This is a genomic window from Enterobacter sp. MGH85, assembly GCF_001037655.1.
Taxonomy (GTDB): Bacteria; Pseudomonadota; Gammaproteobacteria; order Enterobacterales; family Enterobacteriaceae; genus Enterobacter; species Enterobacter intestinihominis.
Window position 1 is genome coordinate 3,184,669 of sequence record NZ_KQ089925.1, and the last position, 16,423, is coordinate 3,201,091.

15 protein-coding genes are annotated in these 16,423 nt (G+C 56.8%); 8 read left to right on the plus strand and 7 right to left on the minus strand.

All coding sequences use genetic code 11. The features are described 5' to 3' along the window. Window positions 1-4 precede the first annotated feature (4 nt). The 5 genes from SK51_RS14990 to SK51_RS15010 all read left to right on the plus strand — a co-directional run bounded on the left by SK51_RS14990 (window position 5) and on the right by SK51_RS15010 (window position 3,865). Window positions 5-892 (plus strand): transporter substrate-binding domain-containing protein, encoded by an 888-nt coding sequence (locus SK51_RS14990; protein WP_023306271.1) that lies wholly within the window; start codon window positions 5-7, stop codon window positions 890-892. 174 nt (window positions 893-1,066) lie between these two features. Next, window positions 1,067-1,684, plus strand: a complete 618-nt coding sequence (locus tag SK51_RS14995; protein ID WP_022648224.1) for a glutathione S-transferase family protein — start codon at window positions 1,067-1,069, stop codon at window positions 1,682-1,684. A gap of 37 nt (window positions 1,685-1,721) precedes the next feature. After that, entirely contained in the window at window positions 1,722-1,952 is a 231-nt protein-coding gene (gene pptA / locus SK51_RS15000) for a tautomerase PptA (protein ID WP_022648223.1), read from the plus strand. 185 nt (window positions 1,953-2,137) lie between these two features. Further along, window positions 2,138-3,139: a Kdo(2)-lipid IV(A) acyltransferase gene (locus SK51_RS15005; protein ID WP_023306270.1), complete on the plus strand. Its 1,002-nt coding sequence runs from the start codon at window positions 2,138-2,140 to the stop codon at window positions 3,137-3,139. A gap of 90 nt (window positions 3,140-3,229) precedes the next feature. Then, entirely contained in the window at window positions 3,230-3,865 is a 636-nt protein-coding gene (locus SK51_RS15010; protein WP_022648221.1) for an ECs1377 family protein, read from the plus strand. Between the two features lie 140 nt (window positions 3,866-4,005). On the opposite strand, the gene SK51_RS15015 is transcribed toward SK51_RS15010, so the two are convergent. Further along, window positions 4,006-4,482, minus strand: coding sequence for a GNAT family N-acetyltransferase (locus SK51_RS15015; RefSeq protein ID WP_048206786.1), 477 nt, complete (start codon window positions 4,480-4,482; stop codon window positions 4,006-4,008). 85 nt (window positions 4,483-4,567) lie between these two features. On the opposite strand from SK51_RS15015, the gene SK51_RS15020 reads away from it, so the two are divergent. After that, window positions 4,568-5,503 (plus strand): LysR family transcriptional regulator, encoded by a 936-nt coding sequence (locus SK51_RS15020; protein WP_023306268.1) that lies wholly within the window; start codon window positions 4,568-4,570, stop codon window positions 5,501-5,503. Here SK51_RS15020 and SK51_RS15025 read toward each other — a convergent pair. Then, window positions 5,498-5,800 (minus strand): ArsR/SmtB family transcription factor, encoded by a 303-nt coding sequence (locus tag SK51_RS15025; protein WP_022648218.1) that lies wholly within the window; start codon window positions 5,798-5,800, stop codon window positions 5,498-5,500. The genes SK51_RS15020 and SK51_RS15025 overlap by 6 nt on opposite strands. A 161-nt stretch (window positions 5,801-5,961) precedes the next feature. Here SK51_RS15025 and fusA point away from each other — a divergent pair, with 161 nt between their 5' ends. Beyond that, complete coding sequence (gene fusA / locus SK51_RS15030) at window positions 5,962-8,061, plus strand: elongation factor G (RefSeq protein ID WP_023306267.1); 2,100 nt, start codon at window positions 5,962-5,964, stop codon at window positions 8,059-8,061. A 48-nt stretch (window positions 8,062-8,109) separates the two neighbouring features. Here the strand turns inward: fusA and SK51_RS15035 are convergent, their stop codons facing one another. Next, a complete protein-coding gene (locus SK51_RS15035) occupies window positions 8,110-8,682 on the minus strand; it encodes a flavin reductase family protein (RefSeq protein WP_023300182.1) in 573 nt (190 codons plus the stop codon). 105 nt (window positions 8,683-8,787) lie between these two features. On the opposite strand from SK51_RS15035, the gene nhoA reads away from it, so the two are divergent. Then, on the plus strand, window positions 8,788-9,633 hold the full coding sequence (nhoA, locus tag SK51_RS15040) for an N-hydroxyarylamine O-acetyltransferase (RefSeq protein WP_023300181.1): 846 nt from the start codon (window positions 8,788-8,790) through the stop codon (window positions 9,631-9,633). Window positions 9,634-9,709: 76 nt separating this feature from the next. On the opposite strand, the gene narI is transcribed toward nhoA, so the two are convergent. The 4 genes from narI to SK51_RS15060 are packed head-to-tail and all read right to left on the minus strand — an operon-like array spanning window position 9,710 to window position 16,363. Further along, window positions 9,710-10,390: a respiratory nitrate reductase subunit gamma gene (gene narI / locus SK51_RS15045; protein ID WP_023306265.1), complete on the minus strand. Its 681-nt coding sequence runs from the start codon at window positions 10,388-10,390 to the stop codon at window positions 9,710-9,712. After that, window positions 10,387-11,082: a nitrate reductase molybdenum cofactor assembly chaperone gene (gene narW / locus SK51_RS15050; protein ID WP_023306264.1), complete on the minus strand. Its 696-nt coding sequence runs from the start codon at window positions 11,080-11,082 to the stop codon at window positions 10,387-10,389. The genes narI and narW overlap by 4 nt, the downstream gene beginning before the upstream one ends. Then, entirely contained in the window at window positions 11,082-12,626 is a 1,545-nt protein-coding gene (gene narH / locus SK51_RS15055; RefSeq protein ID WP_048206787.1) for a nitrate reductase subunit beta, read from the minus strand. The genes narW and narH overlap by 1 nt, the downstream gene beginning before the upstream one ends. Beyond that, on the minus strand, window positions 12,623-16,363 hold the full coding sequence (locus SK51_RS15060) for a nitrate reductase subunit alpha (protein WP_023306262.1): 3,741 nt from the start codon (window positions 16,361-16,363) through the stop codon (window positions 12,623-12,625). Before SK51_RS15060 ends, narH begins: the two co-directional genes overlap by 4 nt. Window positions 16,364-16,423: the final 60 nt, after the last annotated feature.

A 16,423-nucleotide genomic window follows, 5' to 3' on the forward strand; every position in this document is an offset into this window, starting at 1 on the left:
GCAGATGAAATATGGACTCCTGGCGGGGCTGGTCTTCACGACAGCGAGCCACGCCAGCATTGATTTAAAGGCCAACGAACAGCCGCTGCCAGTGACGGTTGATCAACAGGCAGTGGCGAAAATCCCGGCGAACTATAAATTTGTTGAGCCGGGTACCCTCACGGTGGCGATTTCAGCCCTGAATTCTCCGCCGCTGGCGCTGCTGGCCAGTGATAACCGCACCCGTATTGGCAGCGACCCGGATATCGCCCGGTTGCTGGCGGGCAGTCTGGGGCTGAAGCTGAAGCTGGTGCCAACGGCGTGGGAAGACTGGCCGCTGGGGATCACTTCCGGGCGCTATGACGTGGCGTTGGTGAATATCGCCGTCACCGAGCAACGTAAGGAGAAGTTCGATTTTGCAACCTATCGCGTCGATTCCCTGGCCTTCTCGGTGAAATCCACCAGCAACGTACAGTCGATCACCAGTGCGAAAGATCTGGCCGGTAAAAACGTGATTGTCGGGTCAGGCACCAATCAGGAACGTATTCTGCTGGGCTGGAACGAAGAGAATAAAAAGGCCGGACGCGAGCCTGCGTTGCCGGTTTATCTGACCGACGACGCCTCAGGCAATCTCTATATTCAGTCCGGCAGGGCGGATGTCTTCTTTGGACCGCAGTCCGTTTCGGCCTACAAAGCCGCGTTAACCGGCAAAACCCGCGTCGTGGGATTAGGCCCGAAGAAAGCCTATGTCGCCACCACAACCAAAAAAGGCAATGGGCTGGTGTATGCGTTGCAGGCTGCGCTGGACGGTGCGATTAAGCGCGGGGATTATCAAAAGGTGCTGGCGCGCTGGGGGGAAGCGGGCGAAGCGGTGACGTCTTCAGACGTTAATCCGCCCGGGATAACCTACTAATGGTGCTCTATACCCTAAATAATTCGAGTTGCAGGAAGGCGGCAAGGGAACGAATCCCCGGGAGCGTACATAAGTACATAAGTACGTGACTGGGGTGAGTGAATGCAGCCAACGCACCTGCAACTTGAAGTATGACGGGTATACACTTAGGGTTTTCATCCCTGAGGAGGCAACATGATCAAACTCTATGGCGTACCCGGCTGGGGATCGGCAATCAGTGAGGTGATGCTGACTCTGGCAGACATCCCGTATCAGTTCGTCAACGTGGATGGGTTTGACCAGCCCGGCCCGCAGCGCGAATTGCTGTTGAAACTGAACCCGCTGTGCCAGGTGCCGACGCTGGAGCTGGAAAATGGGGCGATCGTGACGGAAACCGCGGCGATCGCCCTGATGGTGCTCGACAGACGACCCGACCTCGCGCCGCCCGTTGGGCAGGCCGAGCGCCAGCAGTTTCAGCGCCTGCTCATCTGGTTTGTGGCGAACGTCTATCCCACCTTTACGTATGCAGATTACCCGGAACGCTGGGTGCCTGATGCCCCGGAACAGCTGAAGAAAAACTGTATTGAGTACCGGAAATCCCTCTATCTGTGGTTTGACAGCCAGCTCAGCGCCTCGCCTTATGCCTTTGGCCAACAGCTTACGCTGCTTGACGTCTATATTGCCGTCGTGCGTACCTGGGGGCCAGGTCATGAGTGGTTTACCACCAACGCACCTAATATCACCGCCATCGCGGATGCCGTCTGCGCGTTGCCAGAACTGCACAAGGTGCTAAAAGCTAACGACATAATCTGATAACGTGGAACGCTAACCTATAAAAGGAGCCCTGCCCATGCCTCACGTTGATATCAAATGTTTTCCACGCGATCTGACTGACGAACAAAAAACGGCCCTGGCGGCGGATATCGCCGAAACGATAGTCCGTCATCTGAACAGCAAAGATCGCTCAATCTCCGTGGCGCTTCACGAAGTCCAGGAAGCTGACTGGAAGGCGCAGGTCTGGGATACCGAGATTGGACCTAAACTGGATGAACTGATTAAGAAGCCCGGCTATTCGATGTAACTCGCCTGCCGGGTGGTGCAGTATCACCCGGCGATCCCCGCCTTTCATTCCTTTCGCAAAAATCGATAATAAACAGCACAACGTTTCCGCTACAATTCACTCCTCCGAACAATATTCGTTAAATCAGCAGGTAAGCACTACAACTGCACCAGATTAAGTACAGATAGTAAAAGGATAATTTTTTCATGACAAAATTACCTCGGTTTTCACTCGCCTTTATTCATCCTCGTTACTGGCTCAGTTGGGCAGGCATCGCCGCACTCTGGTGTACGGTCCAGCTCCCATATTCGCTTCTGTTAAAAGCAGGGCACGGACTCGGGCGTCTGGCCATGCGTCTGCTTCCACGCCGCGTGGAAATCGCCAGACGAAATCTTGAGCTTTGCTTTCCGGAGATGAAAGAGGGTGAGCGCGAGCGTTTGCTTGAGCGTAATTTTGAATCGGTTGGAATGGGCGTCATCGAAACGGGCATCGCGTGGTTCTGGCCTGACTGGCGCGTGCGCAAACACTTCAGCGTGACCGGCTACGAACATATGGAACAGGCACGGGCGCAAGGAAGGGGCGTGGTGCTCATTGGCATGCATTTTCTCACGCTGGAATTAGGCGCACGCATCTTTGGCATGCTCAACGCGGGTATTGGCGTCTATCGTCCCAACAACAATGCATTGCTCGACTGGCTACAGACGCGCGGTCGTCTGCGTTCCAATAAAACCATGCTCGACCGTTACGATTTGAAGGGCATGATCCGCGCGCTTAAGCAAAACGAGATCCTGTGGTATGCCCCGGATCACGACTATGGAAAAACGAATAGCGTGTTTGTGCCGTTTTTTGCCGTCCCGGACGCCGCGACAACTGCCGGGAGCTATATGCTGGTGAAAAGTGCCGGACCGGCCGTGATCCCGTTTGTACCACGCAGAAAAGCAGACGGCACAGGGTATGAGCTGATTATCCTGGACGATATTAGCGATACCTTGCAGGGAGGCGATAAAGTGGCCGTGGCTACGCAGATGAACAGGGCGATTGAGCGTGCGGTGATGATGGCACCCGAGCAATATATGTGGCTGCATCGTCGCTTCAAAACGCGTCCTGAAGGGCAACCGGACCGGTATGCGCGAAAAAAACAGGTCCAGTCCTCAGTCAGAACTTTCTCTGCCAGCGATATGTCGGATCGGTCGAGTATCCAGCAGTAGCACAGGGGGCGGATGCCGTTGCGCTCCGCCCTTTATAAAATCTGCGCCGCTGGATAGAATTACCGCATCCACCTTGTCGGGATGCAAAATATGACCGGAAGAGTCGACTATCACCTTGAAAAATATCTCCTCACCGAAGTCGCCGAGCCAGAACGTCTGACCCGCCAGTGGGCAGAAGTGATGCGCGAGTGTCGCGAGCAAAAATCCGGTGCGGAAGAGCGTTTGCGTCTCGCGCTGCTGAATGTGGATTATGTGACCAGCTTTGAGCTTCCCTTCCGGTTACTCCTCACCCGCGCCCCGCAGTTGATTGATGGGATCAGAAATGAGTTCCAGCTCAGTCAAAAAAATGTCCTGTTCAACGGCAAGCGGTTTGGCTGCGTTTACAGCCTTAAACAGGACCTGGAAGGCGTTCCTGATGAATTTACCTATCACCTGAAAACGCGGATCCAGCGAAGCGACAGCACTGGCGGAAGTGAAGTACCTTACCGGCAAATTGCACAGCAGGTGAAAGCGCCCAGGGAACGACTCAAACTGGCACTCGAAAATGGACTATCTGTAACGGCGCTCGACGGGCTTTTCTGGTTTGGCATTCAGCGCATCGCGGCCGATGTGCAGAGGCTAAGAAAAACGGGCACGAGGATTGTGACGTCAGAGACTGAGGTGTTTGATACGCTAACGATGACAACCCGGCGAATCCCCGTCTACAGCCTGACGCAGCCGGAATGAGCCTCGGTCGCTGAATCGTCGAGCGTCTCAGAGAAAACAAAAAAAGACGGTAAGCTCTTTCTCAGATATACCGTGCTTCAGCAACGCTTTCATTGACATTATGCCCCTTAGAAAGAGGGGCGTTTCACGCGATGGCATTGCTACTCAGCAAATGCCCGCAATGCCTCGCCATCAAGACGATAGCGTACCCATTCGGACTGCGGTACCGCGCCGATGCTCAGATAAAAATCAATTGCAGACTGGTTCCAGTCAAGCACGCTCCATTCCAGCCGGCCGCAGTGACGTTCCACTGCGCATTGCGCGATAGTTTTAAGCAGTGCTTTTCCCGCACCCTTGCTGCGGTATTCCGGGGAGACATACAAATCTTCCATATAGATGCCGTTGCGACCAAGCCAGGTGGAATAGCTGGTGAAAAAAACGGCATACCCCACAGCATGGCCTGCATATTCGGCAACCAGCGCTTCGGTTTTACTGTCTGCACCAAACAGCGTTTTACGGATTTCGTTTGGCGTGGTGACCACTTCTTCTGGCGCTTTTTCATAGACTGCGAGTTCGTAAATCATATCGTATATTGCCGCTGCATCTTCAGGTCGCGCCTGACGAATCGTAATGCTCATTCCTTTCCCTTTATCTTTGTTTGTAGTTGATGGGGATAAGCATAAAGGCTAATGTCAGAAGAATTAAGTGCAATGAAATCAATAAATGATGAATATTATGCATCCAGCCTTAAGGCGCCTTGATTTAAACCTTCTGCCGGTTTTTGACGCGATTTATCGCCACAGTTCCGTTCGACTTGCGGCAGATGAGCTGGCGATGAGCACCTCGGCGCTCAGCCATGCCCTGTCACGGCTGCGTGTTTCGCTCAACGACCCGCTGTTCTACCGGGAAGGACATCGAATGTGTCCCAGCGTCTATGCCACCCAGCTTGCGCCAGTTATTGCATCGGCCCTGAAATATCTCGACGAGGAGCTGTCGCCGCAGCCGGAATTTGATCCTGCTATTAGTACAGCGTGTTTGCAGATCGCGATAACGGACTTTACCGCGTTCTGCATATTCCCTGCGCTCATGAATACGCTTCAACATGCGGCGCCTGGCTTGCGTCTGGAATTACGATATTTGCCGCACAGCCCGGCGTTGACGGAATTACTGGCAGGCGAGGTGGATTTGGCCCTGGGATTCAGCACCATTGAGGATCGCCGGTACCCGGAGCTGGAAGAGATCAGCTGGTTCGAAGATGAATATGTGGTGATTAGCAATGCGAGCCGGAGCGCGCTCACGCTGGAGGATTATCTCGCCGCCCGGCATCTTGTGGTTACGCCGTGGAATGAGAAGCAGGGGGTGCTGGATTTGCAGCTGGAACGCATGGGTTATACCCGACACATTGCGATCAAAACCCCGTCTATGCTCAGCGCCCCGTTTGTTATTGCAGAAAGCGATCTGCTGATGGCGTTACCTCGATTCGCCGCTGAAAAGCTGCTGCCAGCTACCCGTATTAAAATTTTTGATTTACCGTTCCACATCAGTCCGTTTGAAGTAAAAATTTATTCGCACAAGCGCAGCGGGAAACGAGGCGTCACGAACTGGCTCAAAGCTACGCTGCGCGCGCTGGCCGAAAGGCAACAGTCAGTGCGCTTATGATTTCGACTGTAACAGGATCGCCATCAGCCCCGGAAAGCGGGCGTCCAGATCTTCTCTTCTCAGTGAAATCATATTCTCGCGCCCCTGCGGGCGCTGCCAGATCACGCCGCTGTCGCGCAGTACACGCCAGTGGTGAGTCATGGTTGATTTCACCACCTCGTCCGGGCGCAGCGCGTTGCAGCTCAGCTCACTGCCGTCGGCCAGCCGTCGAATAATCGCCAGCCGCAGCGGATTGCCGAGGGCGAACAGCACATTTTCCAGCAGTATTTGTTCAGGTTCCGGGTGGTTTGGGATCATCGTTTTCATGCGTCTCGCGTGAGATTGAGCTATATCAACAATAGGTCAACCGTTAAAAAATAGTTCGATAATACTCGTACAATAGGACTATTATAACAAACGAACAAACACGCGACTATCCTGGTCGTCACAAACCCGTCATGAAGACGTAAGGAAATATCATGCCCCGACCCATTCCACTCGAACGTTATCGCAACATCGGTATCTCCGCGCATATCGATGCGGGCAAAACAACCACCACTGAGCGCATCCTGTTTTACACCGGGATGAGCCACAAGCTGGGTGAAGTACACGATGGCGCGGCAACCACCGACTGGATGGCGCAGGAGCAGGAGCGCGGGATCACCATTACGTCGGCGGCGGTGAGCTGTTTTTGGCCCGGCATGGACAGAGGCTTTGAACCGCACCGCATCAATATTATCGACACCCCCGGGCATGTGGATTTCACCATTGAGGTGGAACGTTCCATGCGTGTGCTCGACGGCGCGGTGATGGTTTATGACTCCGTCGGCGGCGTGCAGCCGCAGTCGGAAACCGTCTGGCGTCAGGCGAATAAATATCACGTCCCGCGTCTGGCATTCGTCAACAAAATGGACCGCCCGGGTGCGGATTTCTTCCGCGTGGTGCGGATGATGCAGGAGCGGCTGAAAGCTAATCCGGTCCCGATTGTGATCCCCGTGGGCGCAGAGGAACACTTCACCGGCGTGGTTGATCTCATCAAGATGCGCACCATTCTTTGGGATGATGCGACCCAGGGCATGGCGTTCACCTACGCGCCGGTGCCCGACGATCTGCTGAGCACCGCGCAGACGTGGCGAGAAAAAATGGTCTCGTCTGCGGCAGAAGCCAGCGATGAGCTTATGGATAAGTACCTTGAGACGGGTGAACTGGATGAAGTGGAAATCATCAAAGGGTTACGGATCCGGACGATCTCCGGTGAAATACAGCCCATGCTGTGCGGCAGCGCTTTCAAGAACAAGGGTGTGCAGCGCATGCTCGACGCGGTGATTGAATTGATGCCGTCTCCACTGGACGTGCCCGCTATTGATGGGGTAGACGAAGATGGACAGCACGCCGAGCGCCACCCAAGCGATGATGAACCATTCTCTGCGCTGGCCTTCAAGCTGATGAGCGATCCGTACGTCGGACAGTTGACCTTTATTCGCGTCTATTCCGGCATACTGCGCAAAGGCGACGCGGTTTATAACCCGGTGAAGGGCAAAAAAGAGCGAATCGGGCGCATCGTGCTGATGCATGCCAACGACCGCCATGAGGTGGACGAGTTGCGCACAGGGGATATCGCAGCCTGTGTCGGGCTGAAAGACGTCACCACCGGTGACACGCTGACCGACCCGAATGCGGTGATCACCCTTGAACGGATGGAGTTCCCGGACCCGGTTATTTCGCTGGCGATTGAGCCGAAAACCAAGGCCGATCAGGAGAAAATGGGGATCGCCCTACAGCGCCTGGCGGCGGAGGATCCGTCTTTCCGTCTGCACACGGACGAAGAGTCCGGTCAGACCATTATCTCCGGGATGGGCGAACTGCATCTCGAAATCATCGTTGACCGCATGAAGCGTGAGTTTGGCGTTGAGGCAAACATTGGTCGTCCGCAGGTCACCTACCGTGAAACCCTGCGTAAAGCGGTGAAGGATATTGAAGGTAAATTTGTCCGACAGTCCGGCGGGAAAGGGCAGTACGGTCATGTGGTCCTGAGTCTGGAGCCGTTAGCAGCCGGAAGTGGTTTTGTGTTTGAAGATGCCACCAAAGGCGGGGTAGTGCCGCGGGAGTACATCCCGTCGGTGGAAAAAGGCTTGCGAGAAGCCATGAATACGGGTGTGCTGGCGGGCTATCCGGTTGTCGATGTGAAAGCGACCCTGACGTTTGGTTCCTACCATGACGTTGACTCCTCGGAGATGGCCTTCCGCATGGCGGCGATCCTCGGCTTCAAAGAGGGCGCGCGGCGGGCGGATCCGGTTATTCTTGAGCCGGTGATGCACGTTGAGGTGGAAACGCCGGAAGAGTATGCCGGGAACATTATGGGCGATCTCTCCTCCCGCCGCGGCATGGTGCAGGGGATGGCAGAGCAGTACGGCAGCCAGATTATTCGCGCTGACGTCCCGCTGGCTGAAATGTTTGGCTACGCCACCACGCTGCGCTCGATGTCCCAGGGGCGCGCGACGTATACGATGGAGTTCCATCATTTTGCGGAAGCTCCGCGGAATGTGGCGGATGAGATTATTGCGAAGCGCGTTAAGTAATAAAAAGCCCTCTTCCTCAGGAAGAGGGCTTTTCTTTTTTGAGATGCGTTAATCCAGCGCCTTCACCATCTTCCCACTCGTCACAAACGTCCCGGCCCCCAGATGATGCAGCGTATTCAGCTTATCCCCGTCAAACTGCCAGCGTCCGGCGACAAATGCGCGTTCATCTGCCGCGGCGGAAACCACTTCGCCAAACAGGGTGTCATATTTCTCGGCCGCAGAAGTGACAGGTAATAACCGACACTCCATCCACGCCAGACATTTCTCTTCTATAACCGGCAGACCAAGCTCAGGGCCATGAATAACCGGGATCCCGTAGCAGTTAAATTTATCCTCGTCGCGCCCGCTGACGCTGCCGACCGCCCAGGTCCAGTTGGCTGCCGCCACGCCGGGGATCACAATGCCGAATTTCCCGCTGCGTTCGATCAACTCCCGTGACCACGCGCTTTTGTCTACCACAATCGCGATACGCGGGGGTTCAAATTCCACCGGCATAGACCATGCGGCGGCCATGACGTTGCGACGATCGATGGTCTCATCCCGACTGGTGATGAGCACGGTTGGACCGTGATTCAGAAGACGGCTGGCATGACGTAATTCAACAGGACGAAAGTGGCTCATAGGATCTCCTCATGTACACGATGAGTATGCCGAAAAAGCACTTTTGCGCATATGCATAAGGGAAAATAGTTTATAAACAGGGGATATCACATCATGGAGCAAATCATGTCCCCATTTCTGAGTGCTTATTTTGCCCGCACGGGCTGGCAGCAGCCCGTACAGGTTAATATCGATACCCTGCGGGGGCTCCATTTACACCATAACTGCGCGATCCCTTTTGAAAATATTGACGTCGTTTTGCCGCGGGAAATTCATCTGGACGACGGGTGTCTGGTGGATAAACTGGTCACCGCGCGTCGGGGGGGATATTGCTTCGAGCAAAATGGCCTGTTTGAGCGGGTGTTGCGCGAAGTTGGGTTTACGGTACGCAGCGTGCTGGGGCGGGTTGTACTGGCGAATCCGTCGCAGATGCCGCCGCGCACGCACCGGTTGCTCCTGGTTGAGCTGAACGGCGAGCGCTGGATCGCCGATGTGGGATTTGGCGGACAAACGCTGACGGCGCCGATTCGTTTGATCGCCAACGAGGAGCAGAAAACCCCGCACGGGAGTTATCGTTTGCTGAGCGAGGGTAATGACTGGGTACTGCAATTCCGCCATCACGAGCACTGGCAGTCGATGTACCAATTTGACCTGGGGACGCAGTACTTCAACGATTACGTGATGGGTAACTTCTGGTCGGCGCACTGGCCTCAGTCCCATTTTCGTCATCACCTGCTGATGTGTCGCCACCTGCCGGACGGGGGCAAGCTGACGCTGACCAACTTTAATTTTACCCACTGGCAGAACGGTCATGTGGAGGAGCAGATCCATTTGCCGGATGCGGAGGCGCTATATAAGCTGATGCAGGAGCGGTTTGGCCTGGGCGTTGATGACCCGAAGCACGGCTTTACGCTGGCAGAGCTGACGGCCGTGATGGCGGGGTTTGATACGCATCCGCAGGCAGGGAAATAGCCCGGTGGCGGCTACGCCTTACCGGGCCTACGGGAGTGTACGTAGGTCGGGTAAGGCGTAGCCGCCACCCGACAAATCAACGGCGCGATCTCACCACCTGATACCGACGCGTGAAGTACTCAAACGGCGCGCTCCACACGTGCACCAGGCGGGTGAACGGGAAGATGAGGAAGATCGTCATCCCCAGCACCAGATGCACGCGGAAGATCGGCGCGACGCCGCTCAGCATTTCCGACGAGCCGCCCCTAAACGTGACGATCCCCTGCGCCCAGCCGACCAGCTTCATCATCTCGCTTCCGTCAGGGTACTGAGCGGAGAAAGGAATGGTCGACAGCCCAAGGATGCACTGAAGCAGCAGGATACTCATGATGATAATATCCGGCGTGGTGGACGTGGCGCGCACCCGCTGGTTGAACAGGCGTCGGATCAAAAGCATCGACCCACCGATCAGCGTCAGCACCCCGCAAATACCTCCCGCAATCATGGCTAACTGCTGTTTAACCGCGACGGGTAAAAACCAGGCGTACATCCAGTGCGGGGTTAACATGCCGAACAGGTGCCCGAAGAAGATCCCCAGAATCCCAATATGAAACAGGTTCGAAGCCCAGTTCATCCCGCGCTTGCTGAGCATCTGGCTTGATGACGCCCGCCAGGTGTACTGCCCATAGTCGTAGCGCAACCAACTGCCGAGGAAGAAGACGGTGGCGCAGATGTACGGATAAATGTCATAGAAAAACACGTTCAGGTAATGAGTCATTTTGGGCCTCCGGCGCTGACGTCCACGTACTGCGGCGCGACGTCCTGGCTAAAGCGTCGTTGATATTGCTGCATCGGCGAACTGTCGCACGATGTGGCGTTGTCTTCGATAAACTTGACCTGTTCCTCTTCCCACACGGCGTCCAGCGCCTGACGGGTATCATCACGTTTTTCACCGGATACCTGTTTCGCCACGCTGTCGCTGGAAAGCCGTGTTTCCGCCAGCGACAGCAGGGCGTCAAACAGCTTGTAATGCGCTACCTCGCGCTGTTTCAGGCGGCCTCCAATCAGCGCCAGTATAGGCGCGACGTTTTGCAGCCCTTCACGCGCCTCGTCGTCGCTGACGATACTGAGATATTCCAGATAGAGCGGCAGATAGTCCGGCAGCTCGCGGCAATCCAGCTCCAGCCCGGCTTTCTCATACTGGCTCATCAGGTCGACCATCGCCTGACCGCGATCGCGGGACTCGGCGTGAACGTGCTCGAACAGCAGTAGTGAAGTCGCGCGCCCCCGCTCGAAAACTTCACACCATTCGGCCTGCTTATCCAGCAGCGGGGCGCTCAGGTGCTGCTGCGCAAACGGCAGTAGCATGGGCGCATCCTGTTCCACCAGGGAAAGCGCTTCTTCACGGTTATCCCAAAGCAGCTCATCGGGATACTCAATCAGTAGCGCGATGATTTTAAGGATCTGCATTATTCTCCCTCCCCGTGATCGCGCACCTCGGTAATGTTGATCGCGTCGATGCGGCTGCTGTTGAAGAGGTTGAACCTGGTGTCGGAGCCGTGACAGCCGTCACCGAAGGTGAAGCCGCAGCCGTTTTTCTCCGGGAAGGCGTCGCGCGCCATTTCGCGGTGGCTGGTCGGGATCACGAAGCGGTCTTCGTAGTTAGCGATGGCCAGATAGCGGTACATCTCCTCAACCTGCGCTTCGGTCAGGCCCACTTCCTCAATGGCGCGGGTATCGGCCACGCCTTCCACGGTCTGGGAGCGTTTGTAGTGGCGCATCGCCATCATGCGCTTCAGAGCGCGCAGCACCGGGCCGGTATCGCCCGCGCTGAGCATATTTGCCAGGTATTGCACCGGGATGCGCAGGCTTTCGACCGCAGGCAGTACACCGTCGCTCTGCGGCAGGCCACCCGCGTCCGCGTAGGACTGAATCGGCGACAGCGGCGGCACATACCAGACCATCGGCAGGGTGCGGTATTCCGGATGCAGCGGCAGGGCGAGCTTCCAGTCCATCGCCATTTTGTAAACCAGGGAACGCTGCGCTGCGTCGATGACGTTCTGCGGGATGCCCTGCTTCAGGGCTTCTTCAATCACCGCCGGATCGTTCGGGTTAAGGAACACGTCGCACTGGCGCTCATACAGATCGGTTTCATGCTCGGTGCTGGCCGCCTCTTCAATACGGTCCGCGTCATACAACAGCACGCCAAGGTAGCGGATGCGTCCAACGCAGGTTTCTGAGCAGACGGTCGGCTGGCCGGACTCGATGCGCGGATAGCAGAAGATGCACTTCTCTGACTTGCCGCTTTTCCAGTTGAAGTAGATTTTCTTGTACGGACAGCCGCTGATACACAGACGCCAGCCGCGGCATTTGTCCTGGTCGATCAGCACAATGCCGTCCTCTTCGCGTTTGTAAATCGCACCGCTCGGGCAGGTGGCGACGCAGCTCGGGTTGAGGCAATGCTCGCACAGGCGCGGCAGGTACATCATGAAGGTGTTTTCGAACTGGCCGTACATCTCTTTCTGGATCTTCTGAAAGTTTCGATCGCGGGCGCGTTTTTCGAACTCGCCGCCCAGCAGCTCCTCCCAGTTTGGTCCCCAGACGATCTTATCCATCCGCTTACCGTCAATCAGCGAGCGGGGGCGGGCGGTAGGGAGGTGATCCCCCTCCGGGGCGCGGTGCAGATCCTGGTAATCGAAGGTGAAAGGTTCATAGTAATCGTCAATCTGCGGCAACACGGGGTTGGCGAAAATTTTCGACAGGACGCCCATTTTTCCGCCGAGGCGCGGGGTCAGCTTGCCGTGAATACTGCGGATCCATCCGCCTTGCCACTCATCCTGATCTTCCCAGTTTTTCGGATAGCCGATACCCGGTTTGGTTTCGACGTTATTAAACCACGCATACTCCATCCCTTCGCGCCCGGTCCAGACGTTCTTACAGGTGACCGAGCAGGTGTGGCAGCCAATGCATTTATCGAGATTCAGTACCATGCCAACCTGTGAGCGTATTTTCATTTTTTCGCCTCCTGAACCTGATCCCGACCTTCGCCGTCCAGCCAGTTAATGTTTTTCATTTTGCGGATCATAATGAACTCGTCGCGATTCGAGCCGACGGTGCCGTAATAGTTAAAGCTGTACGCCAGCTGCGCGTAGCCGCCAATCATGTGGGTCGGTTTCGGACAGACGCGGGTGACCGAGTTGTGGATCCCGCCGCGCCGTCCGGTCACTTCTGACCCCGGAATGTTCAGAATGCGCTCCTGAGCGTGGTACATCATGGTCATGCCCGGCGGCACGCGCTGGCTAACCACCGCGCGGGCGGTGAGGGCGCCGTTGGCGTTGAAGGCTTCGATCCAGTCGTTGTCCTCAATCCCCAGCTCGCGCGCGTCGGTTTCGCTGATCCAGACGATTGGCCCCCCGCGTGACAGGGTCTGCATCAGCAGGTTTTCGCTGTAGGTGGAGTGAATGCCCCATTTCTGGTGCGGCGTCAGGAAGTTAAGCGCTTTTTCCGGGAAGCCGTTCGGCGGGATCTCGCGCATATGGGTGACGCTGCGGGTATCAATCGGTGGACGATAGGCCACCAGACTTTCACCGAAGGCGCGCATCCAGGTGTGATCCTGATACAGCTGCTGGCGGCCGGAAATCGTGCGCCACGGGATCAGCTCGTGAACGTTGGTATAGCCTGCGTTATACGAGACATGCTCGCTCTCAAGGCCGGACCACGTTGGGCTGGAGATAATTTTGCGCGGCTGCGCCTGAATATCGCGGAAGCGAATTTTCTCGTCTTCTTTGTTCAGCGCCAGATGGGTGTGATCGCGCCCGGTCAGTTCGCCGAGGGCCTCCCAGGCTTTGACCGCGACCTGACCGTTGGTTTCCGGCGCAAGAGCGAGGATCACCTCTGAAGCATCAATGGCGGTTTCAATGCGTGGTCGGCCTTTGGCCGGTCCGTCGAGCTTGACGTAATTGAGCTTGCCGAGGAAATCGACTTCGTTTTGCGTGTTCCACGATATGCCTTTTCCGCCGTTGCCGAGTTTGTCCAGCAGCGGACCGAGAGAAGTGAAGCGCTCGTAGGTTTCCGGATAGTTGCGCTCGACGACCGCAATGTTTGGCGCGGTTTTACCGGGGATGAGATCGCACTCGCCTTTGCGCCAGTCCAGAATATCAAAAGGCTGCGACAGTTCCCCCGGGGAGTCATGCTGTAGCGGCTGTAGCACCACGTCAGTTTCGGTGCCGAGATGCCCGACGCACACTTCAGAGAAGACTTTGGCGATGCCTTTGTAGATCTCCCAGTCGCTGCGGGACTCCCACGCCGGGTCAACGGCGGCAGAGAGCGGGTGAATAAACGGATGCATGTCCGAGGTATTCATATCGTCTTTTTCATACCATGTGGCGGTCGGCAGGACGATATCGGAGAACAGGCAGGTGCTGGACATACGGAAATCGAGCGTCACCAGCAGATCCAGCTTGCCCTCAATGGCGGCGGTTTGCCATTCCACCTCTTCAGGTTTGACATCATCCGTTGAGCCTAAATCCTCGCCCTGGATCCCGCTCTCGGTGCCAAGCAGGTATTTGAGCATGTACTCATGGCCTTTTCCGGACGAGCCAAGCAGGTTAGAACGCCAGACAAACAGGTTGCGCGGGTGGTTCTTGCCGTTGTCCGGCTGTTCGCAGGCGAAGCGAATATCGCCCGATTTTAACGCCTGCACGGTGTAATCCTGCGGCGACATCCCGGCGGCGTCGGCGCGGGCCTTAACGTGCAGCGGGTTGAGGTTGAGCTGCGGCGCGGAAGGGAGCCAGCCCATGCGCTCGGCGCGGACGTTGAAATCAATCAGATGTCCGGTGAATTTCGACGCGTCTGCAAGAGGAGAAAGCAGCTCCTGTGCGGTGAGCTTCTCATAGCGCCACTGGCTGGCGTGGTTGTAGAAGTAAGAGGTGCTGTTCATCTGGCGCGGCGGACGGTTCCAGTCCAGCGCGAAGGCCAGCGGCAGCCAGCCGGTTTGCGGACGCAGTTTCTCCTGGCCGACATAGTGCGACCAGCCGCCGCCGCTTTGCCCGACGCAGCCGCAGAAGACCAGCATGTTGATCATCCCGCGGTAGTTCATGTCCATGTGGTACCAGTGGTTCACACCGGCCCCGAGGATGATCATCGAACGACCATGGGTTTTGTGCGCCGTGTCGGCAAATTCACGGGCGATTTTTTCTATCAGGTAAGCGGGGACGCCGGTAATTTGTTCGCCCCAGGCCGGGGTGTAGGCTTTGATCTCGGCGTAGTTTGCCGCCGCGTTACTGTCTTCCAGACCGCGATCGAGGCCGTAGTTTGCGAGCACCAGATCGTACACGCTGACCACGCGTCTCTGGCTGCCGTCGGCCAGCGTCAGGGTTTTACTCGGTACGCGGCGCGTCAGCACCGGCTCCTGCTTCACGCTGCGGAAATGCGGGTTCTCGTTGCCCCCGAAGTAAGGGAAGGCCACGTCTGCCACACTGTCGTGGGTGATGAGCAGGGAAAGCGTCAGCTCGGTCTCCTGTCCCGCGGCCAGCGACTCCAGGTTCCATTTGCCTTTTTCGCCCCAGCGGAAACCGATAGAGCCGTTCGGCGCCACCAGATTTCCGGCGACGTCAAAGGCGATGGTTTTCCACTCCGGATTATTGGTTTCACCCAGCCCGTCGGCCAGATCCGACGCGCGCAGCATGCGGCCCGGCACCACGCGACCGTCAGCCTGTTCATCCAGCAGGACCAGCATCGGCATGTCGGTGTAGCGGCGGCAATAGTTGAGGAAGTAATCGCTCGGGTTATCAAGGTGGAACTCTTTGAGGATCACATGCCCCATCGCCATGGCAAGGGCACTGTCAGTACCCTGTTTGGGGGCCAGCCACTGGTCGCTGAGCTTCGCCACCTCCGAGAAGTCCGGCGTAATGGCGACGGTCTTGGTGCCTTTGTAACGCACTTCGGTAAAGAAGTGGGCGTCCGGGGTACGCGTCTGCGGCACGTTCGAGCCCCAGGCAATGATATAGCTGGAGTTGTACCAGTCCGCCGATTCCGGCACGTCGGTCTGCTCGCCCCAGGTCATCGGCGATGCCGGAGGCAAATCGCAGTACCAGTCATAGAAGCTCAGGCAGGTGCCGCCGAGCAGGGAGAGATAGCGCGTACCGGCGGCATAAGAGACCATCGACATGGCCGGGATAGGCGAAAAACCGGCCACCCGATCCGGGCCGTAATTTTTGATGGTCCAGACGTTGGCGGCAGCAATCAGCTGGTTAAGCTCTTTCCAGTTTGAGCGGATAAACCCGCCTTTACCGCGCGCCTTTCTGTAGCTTTGCGCTTTCTGTGGATCGTTCTGAATGGCATCCCAGGCCAGCACTGGATCGGTATGCTGCGCCAGCGCCTCGCGCCAGAGTTCGATCAGCCTGCGGCGTACCAGCGGGTACTTGAGACGGTTGGCGCTGTAGAGATACCAGGAGTAGCTTGCGCCACGCGGGCAGCCGCGCGGTTCGTGGTTAGGCAGGTCGGGGCGGGTACGCGGGTAGTCGGTCTGCTGGGTTTCCCATGTCACCAGGCCATTTTTGACATAAATCTTCCAGCTACAGGAGCCGGTGCAGTTAACGCCGTGGGTGGATCGCACAATCTTGTCGAACTGCCAGCGCTGACGGTAGCTGTCCTCCCAGTCGCGGTTGGTGTGGTACACCTGGCCGTGCCCATCGGCGAAACTGTCGCCTTTTGTTTTGAAGTAACGGAAGCGGTCCAACAGTTTGCTCATGACATTTCTCCTGCTTCGATAACATGGCCGGAGGGTGAGGCATCACGCTCCGGCGAAGAG

Bases quoted from the DNA above. Each gene is read 5' to 3' on its own strand.
- SK51_RS14990 (WP_023306271.1), top strand. From the start codon at position 5: ATGAAATATGGACTCCTGGCGGGGCTGGTCTTCACGACAGCGAGCCAC.
- SK51_RS14995 (WP_022648224.1), top strand. From the start codon at position 1,067: ATGATCAAACTCTATGGCGTACCCGGCTGGGGATCGGCAATCAGTGAG.
- pptA (WP_022648223.1), top strand. From the start codon at position 1,722: ATGCCTCACGTTGATATCAAATGTTTTCCACGCGATCTGACTGACGAA.
- SK51_RS15005 (WP_023306270.1), top strand. From the start codon at position 2,138: ATGACAAAATTACCTCGGTTTTCACTCGCCTTTATTCATCCTCGTTAC.
- SK51_RS15010 (WP_022648221.1), top strand. From the start codon at position 3,230: ATGACCGGAAGAGTCGACTATCACCTTGAAAAATATCTCCTCACCGAA.
- SK51_RS15015 (WP_048206786.1), bottom strand. From the start codon at position 4,482: ATGAGCATTACGATTCGTCAGGCGCGACCTGAAGATGCAGCGGCAATA.
- SK51_RS15020 (WP_023306268.1), top strand. From the start codon at position 4,568: ATGATGAATATTATGCATCCAGCCTTAAGGCGCCTTGATTTAAACCTT.
- SK51_RS15025 (WP_022648218.1), bottom strand. From the start codon at position 5,800: ATGATCCCAAACCACCCGGAACCTGAACAAATACTGCTGGAAAATGTG.
- fusA (WP_023306267.1), top strand. From the start codon at position 5,962: ATGCCCCGACCCATTCCACTCGAACGTTATCGCAACATCGGTATCTCC.
- SK51_RS15035 (WP_023300182.1), bottom strand. From the start codon at position 8,682: ATGAGCCACTTTCGTCCTGTTGAATTACGTCATGCCAGCCGTCTTCTG.
- nhoA (WP_023300181.1), top strand. From the start codon at position 8,788: ATGTCCCCATTTCTGAGTGCTTATTTTGCCCGCACGGGCTGGCAGCAG.
- narI (WP_023306265.1), bottom strand. From the start codon at position 10,390: ATGACTCATTACCTGAACGTGTTTTTCTATGACATTTATCCGTACATC.
- narW (WP_023306264.1), bottom strand. From the start codon at position 11,082: ATGCAGATCCTTAAAATCATCGCGCTACTGATTGAGTATCCCGATGAG.
- narH (WP_048206787.1), bottom strand. From the start codon at position 12,626: ATGAAAATACGCTCACAGGTTGGCATGGTACTGAATCTCGATAAATGC.
- SK51_RS15060 (WP_023306262.1), bottom strand. From the start codon at position 16,363: ATGAGCAAACTGTTGGACCGCTTCCGTTACTTCAAAACAAAAGGCGAC.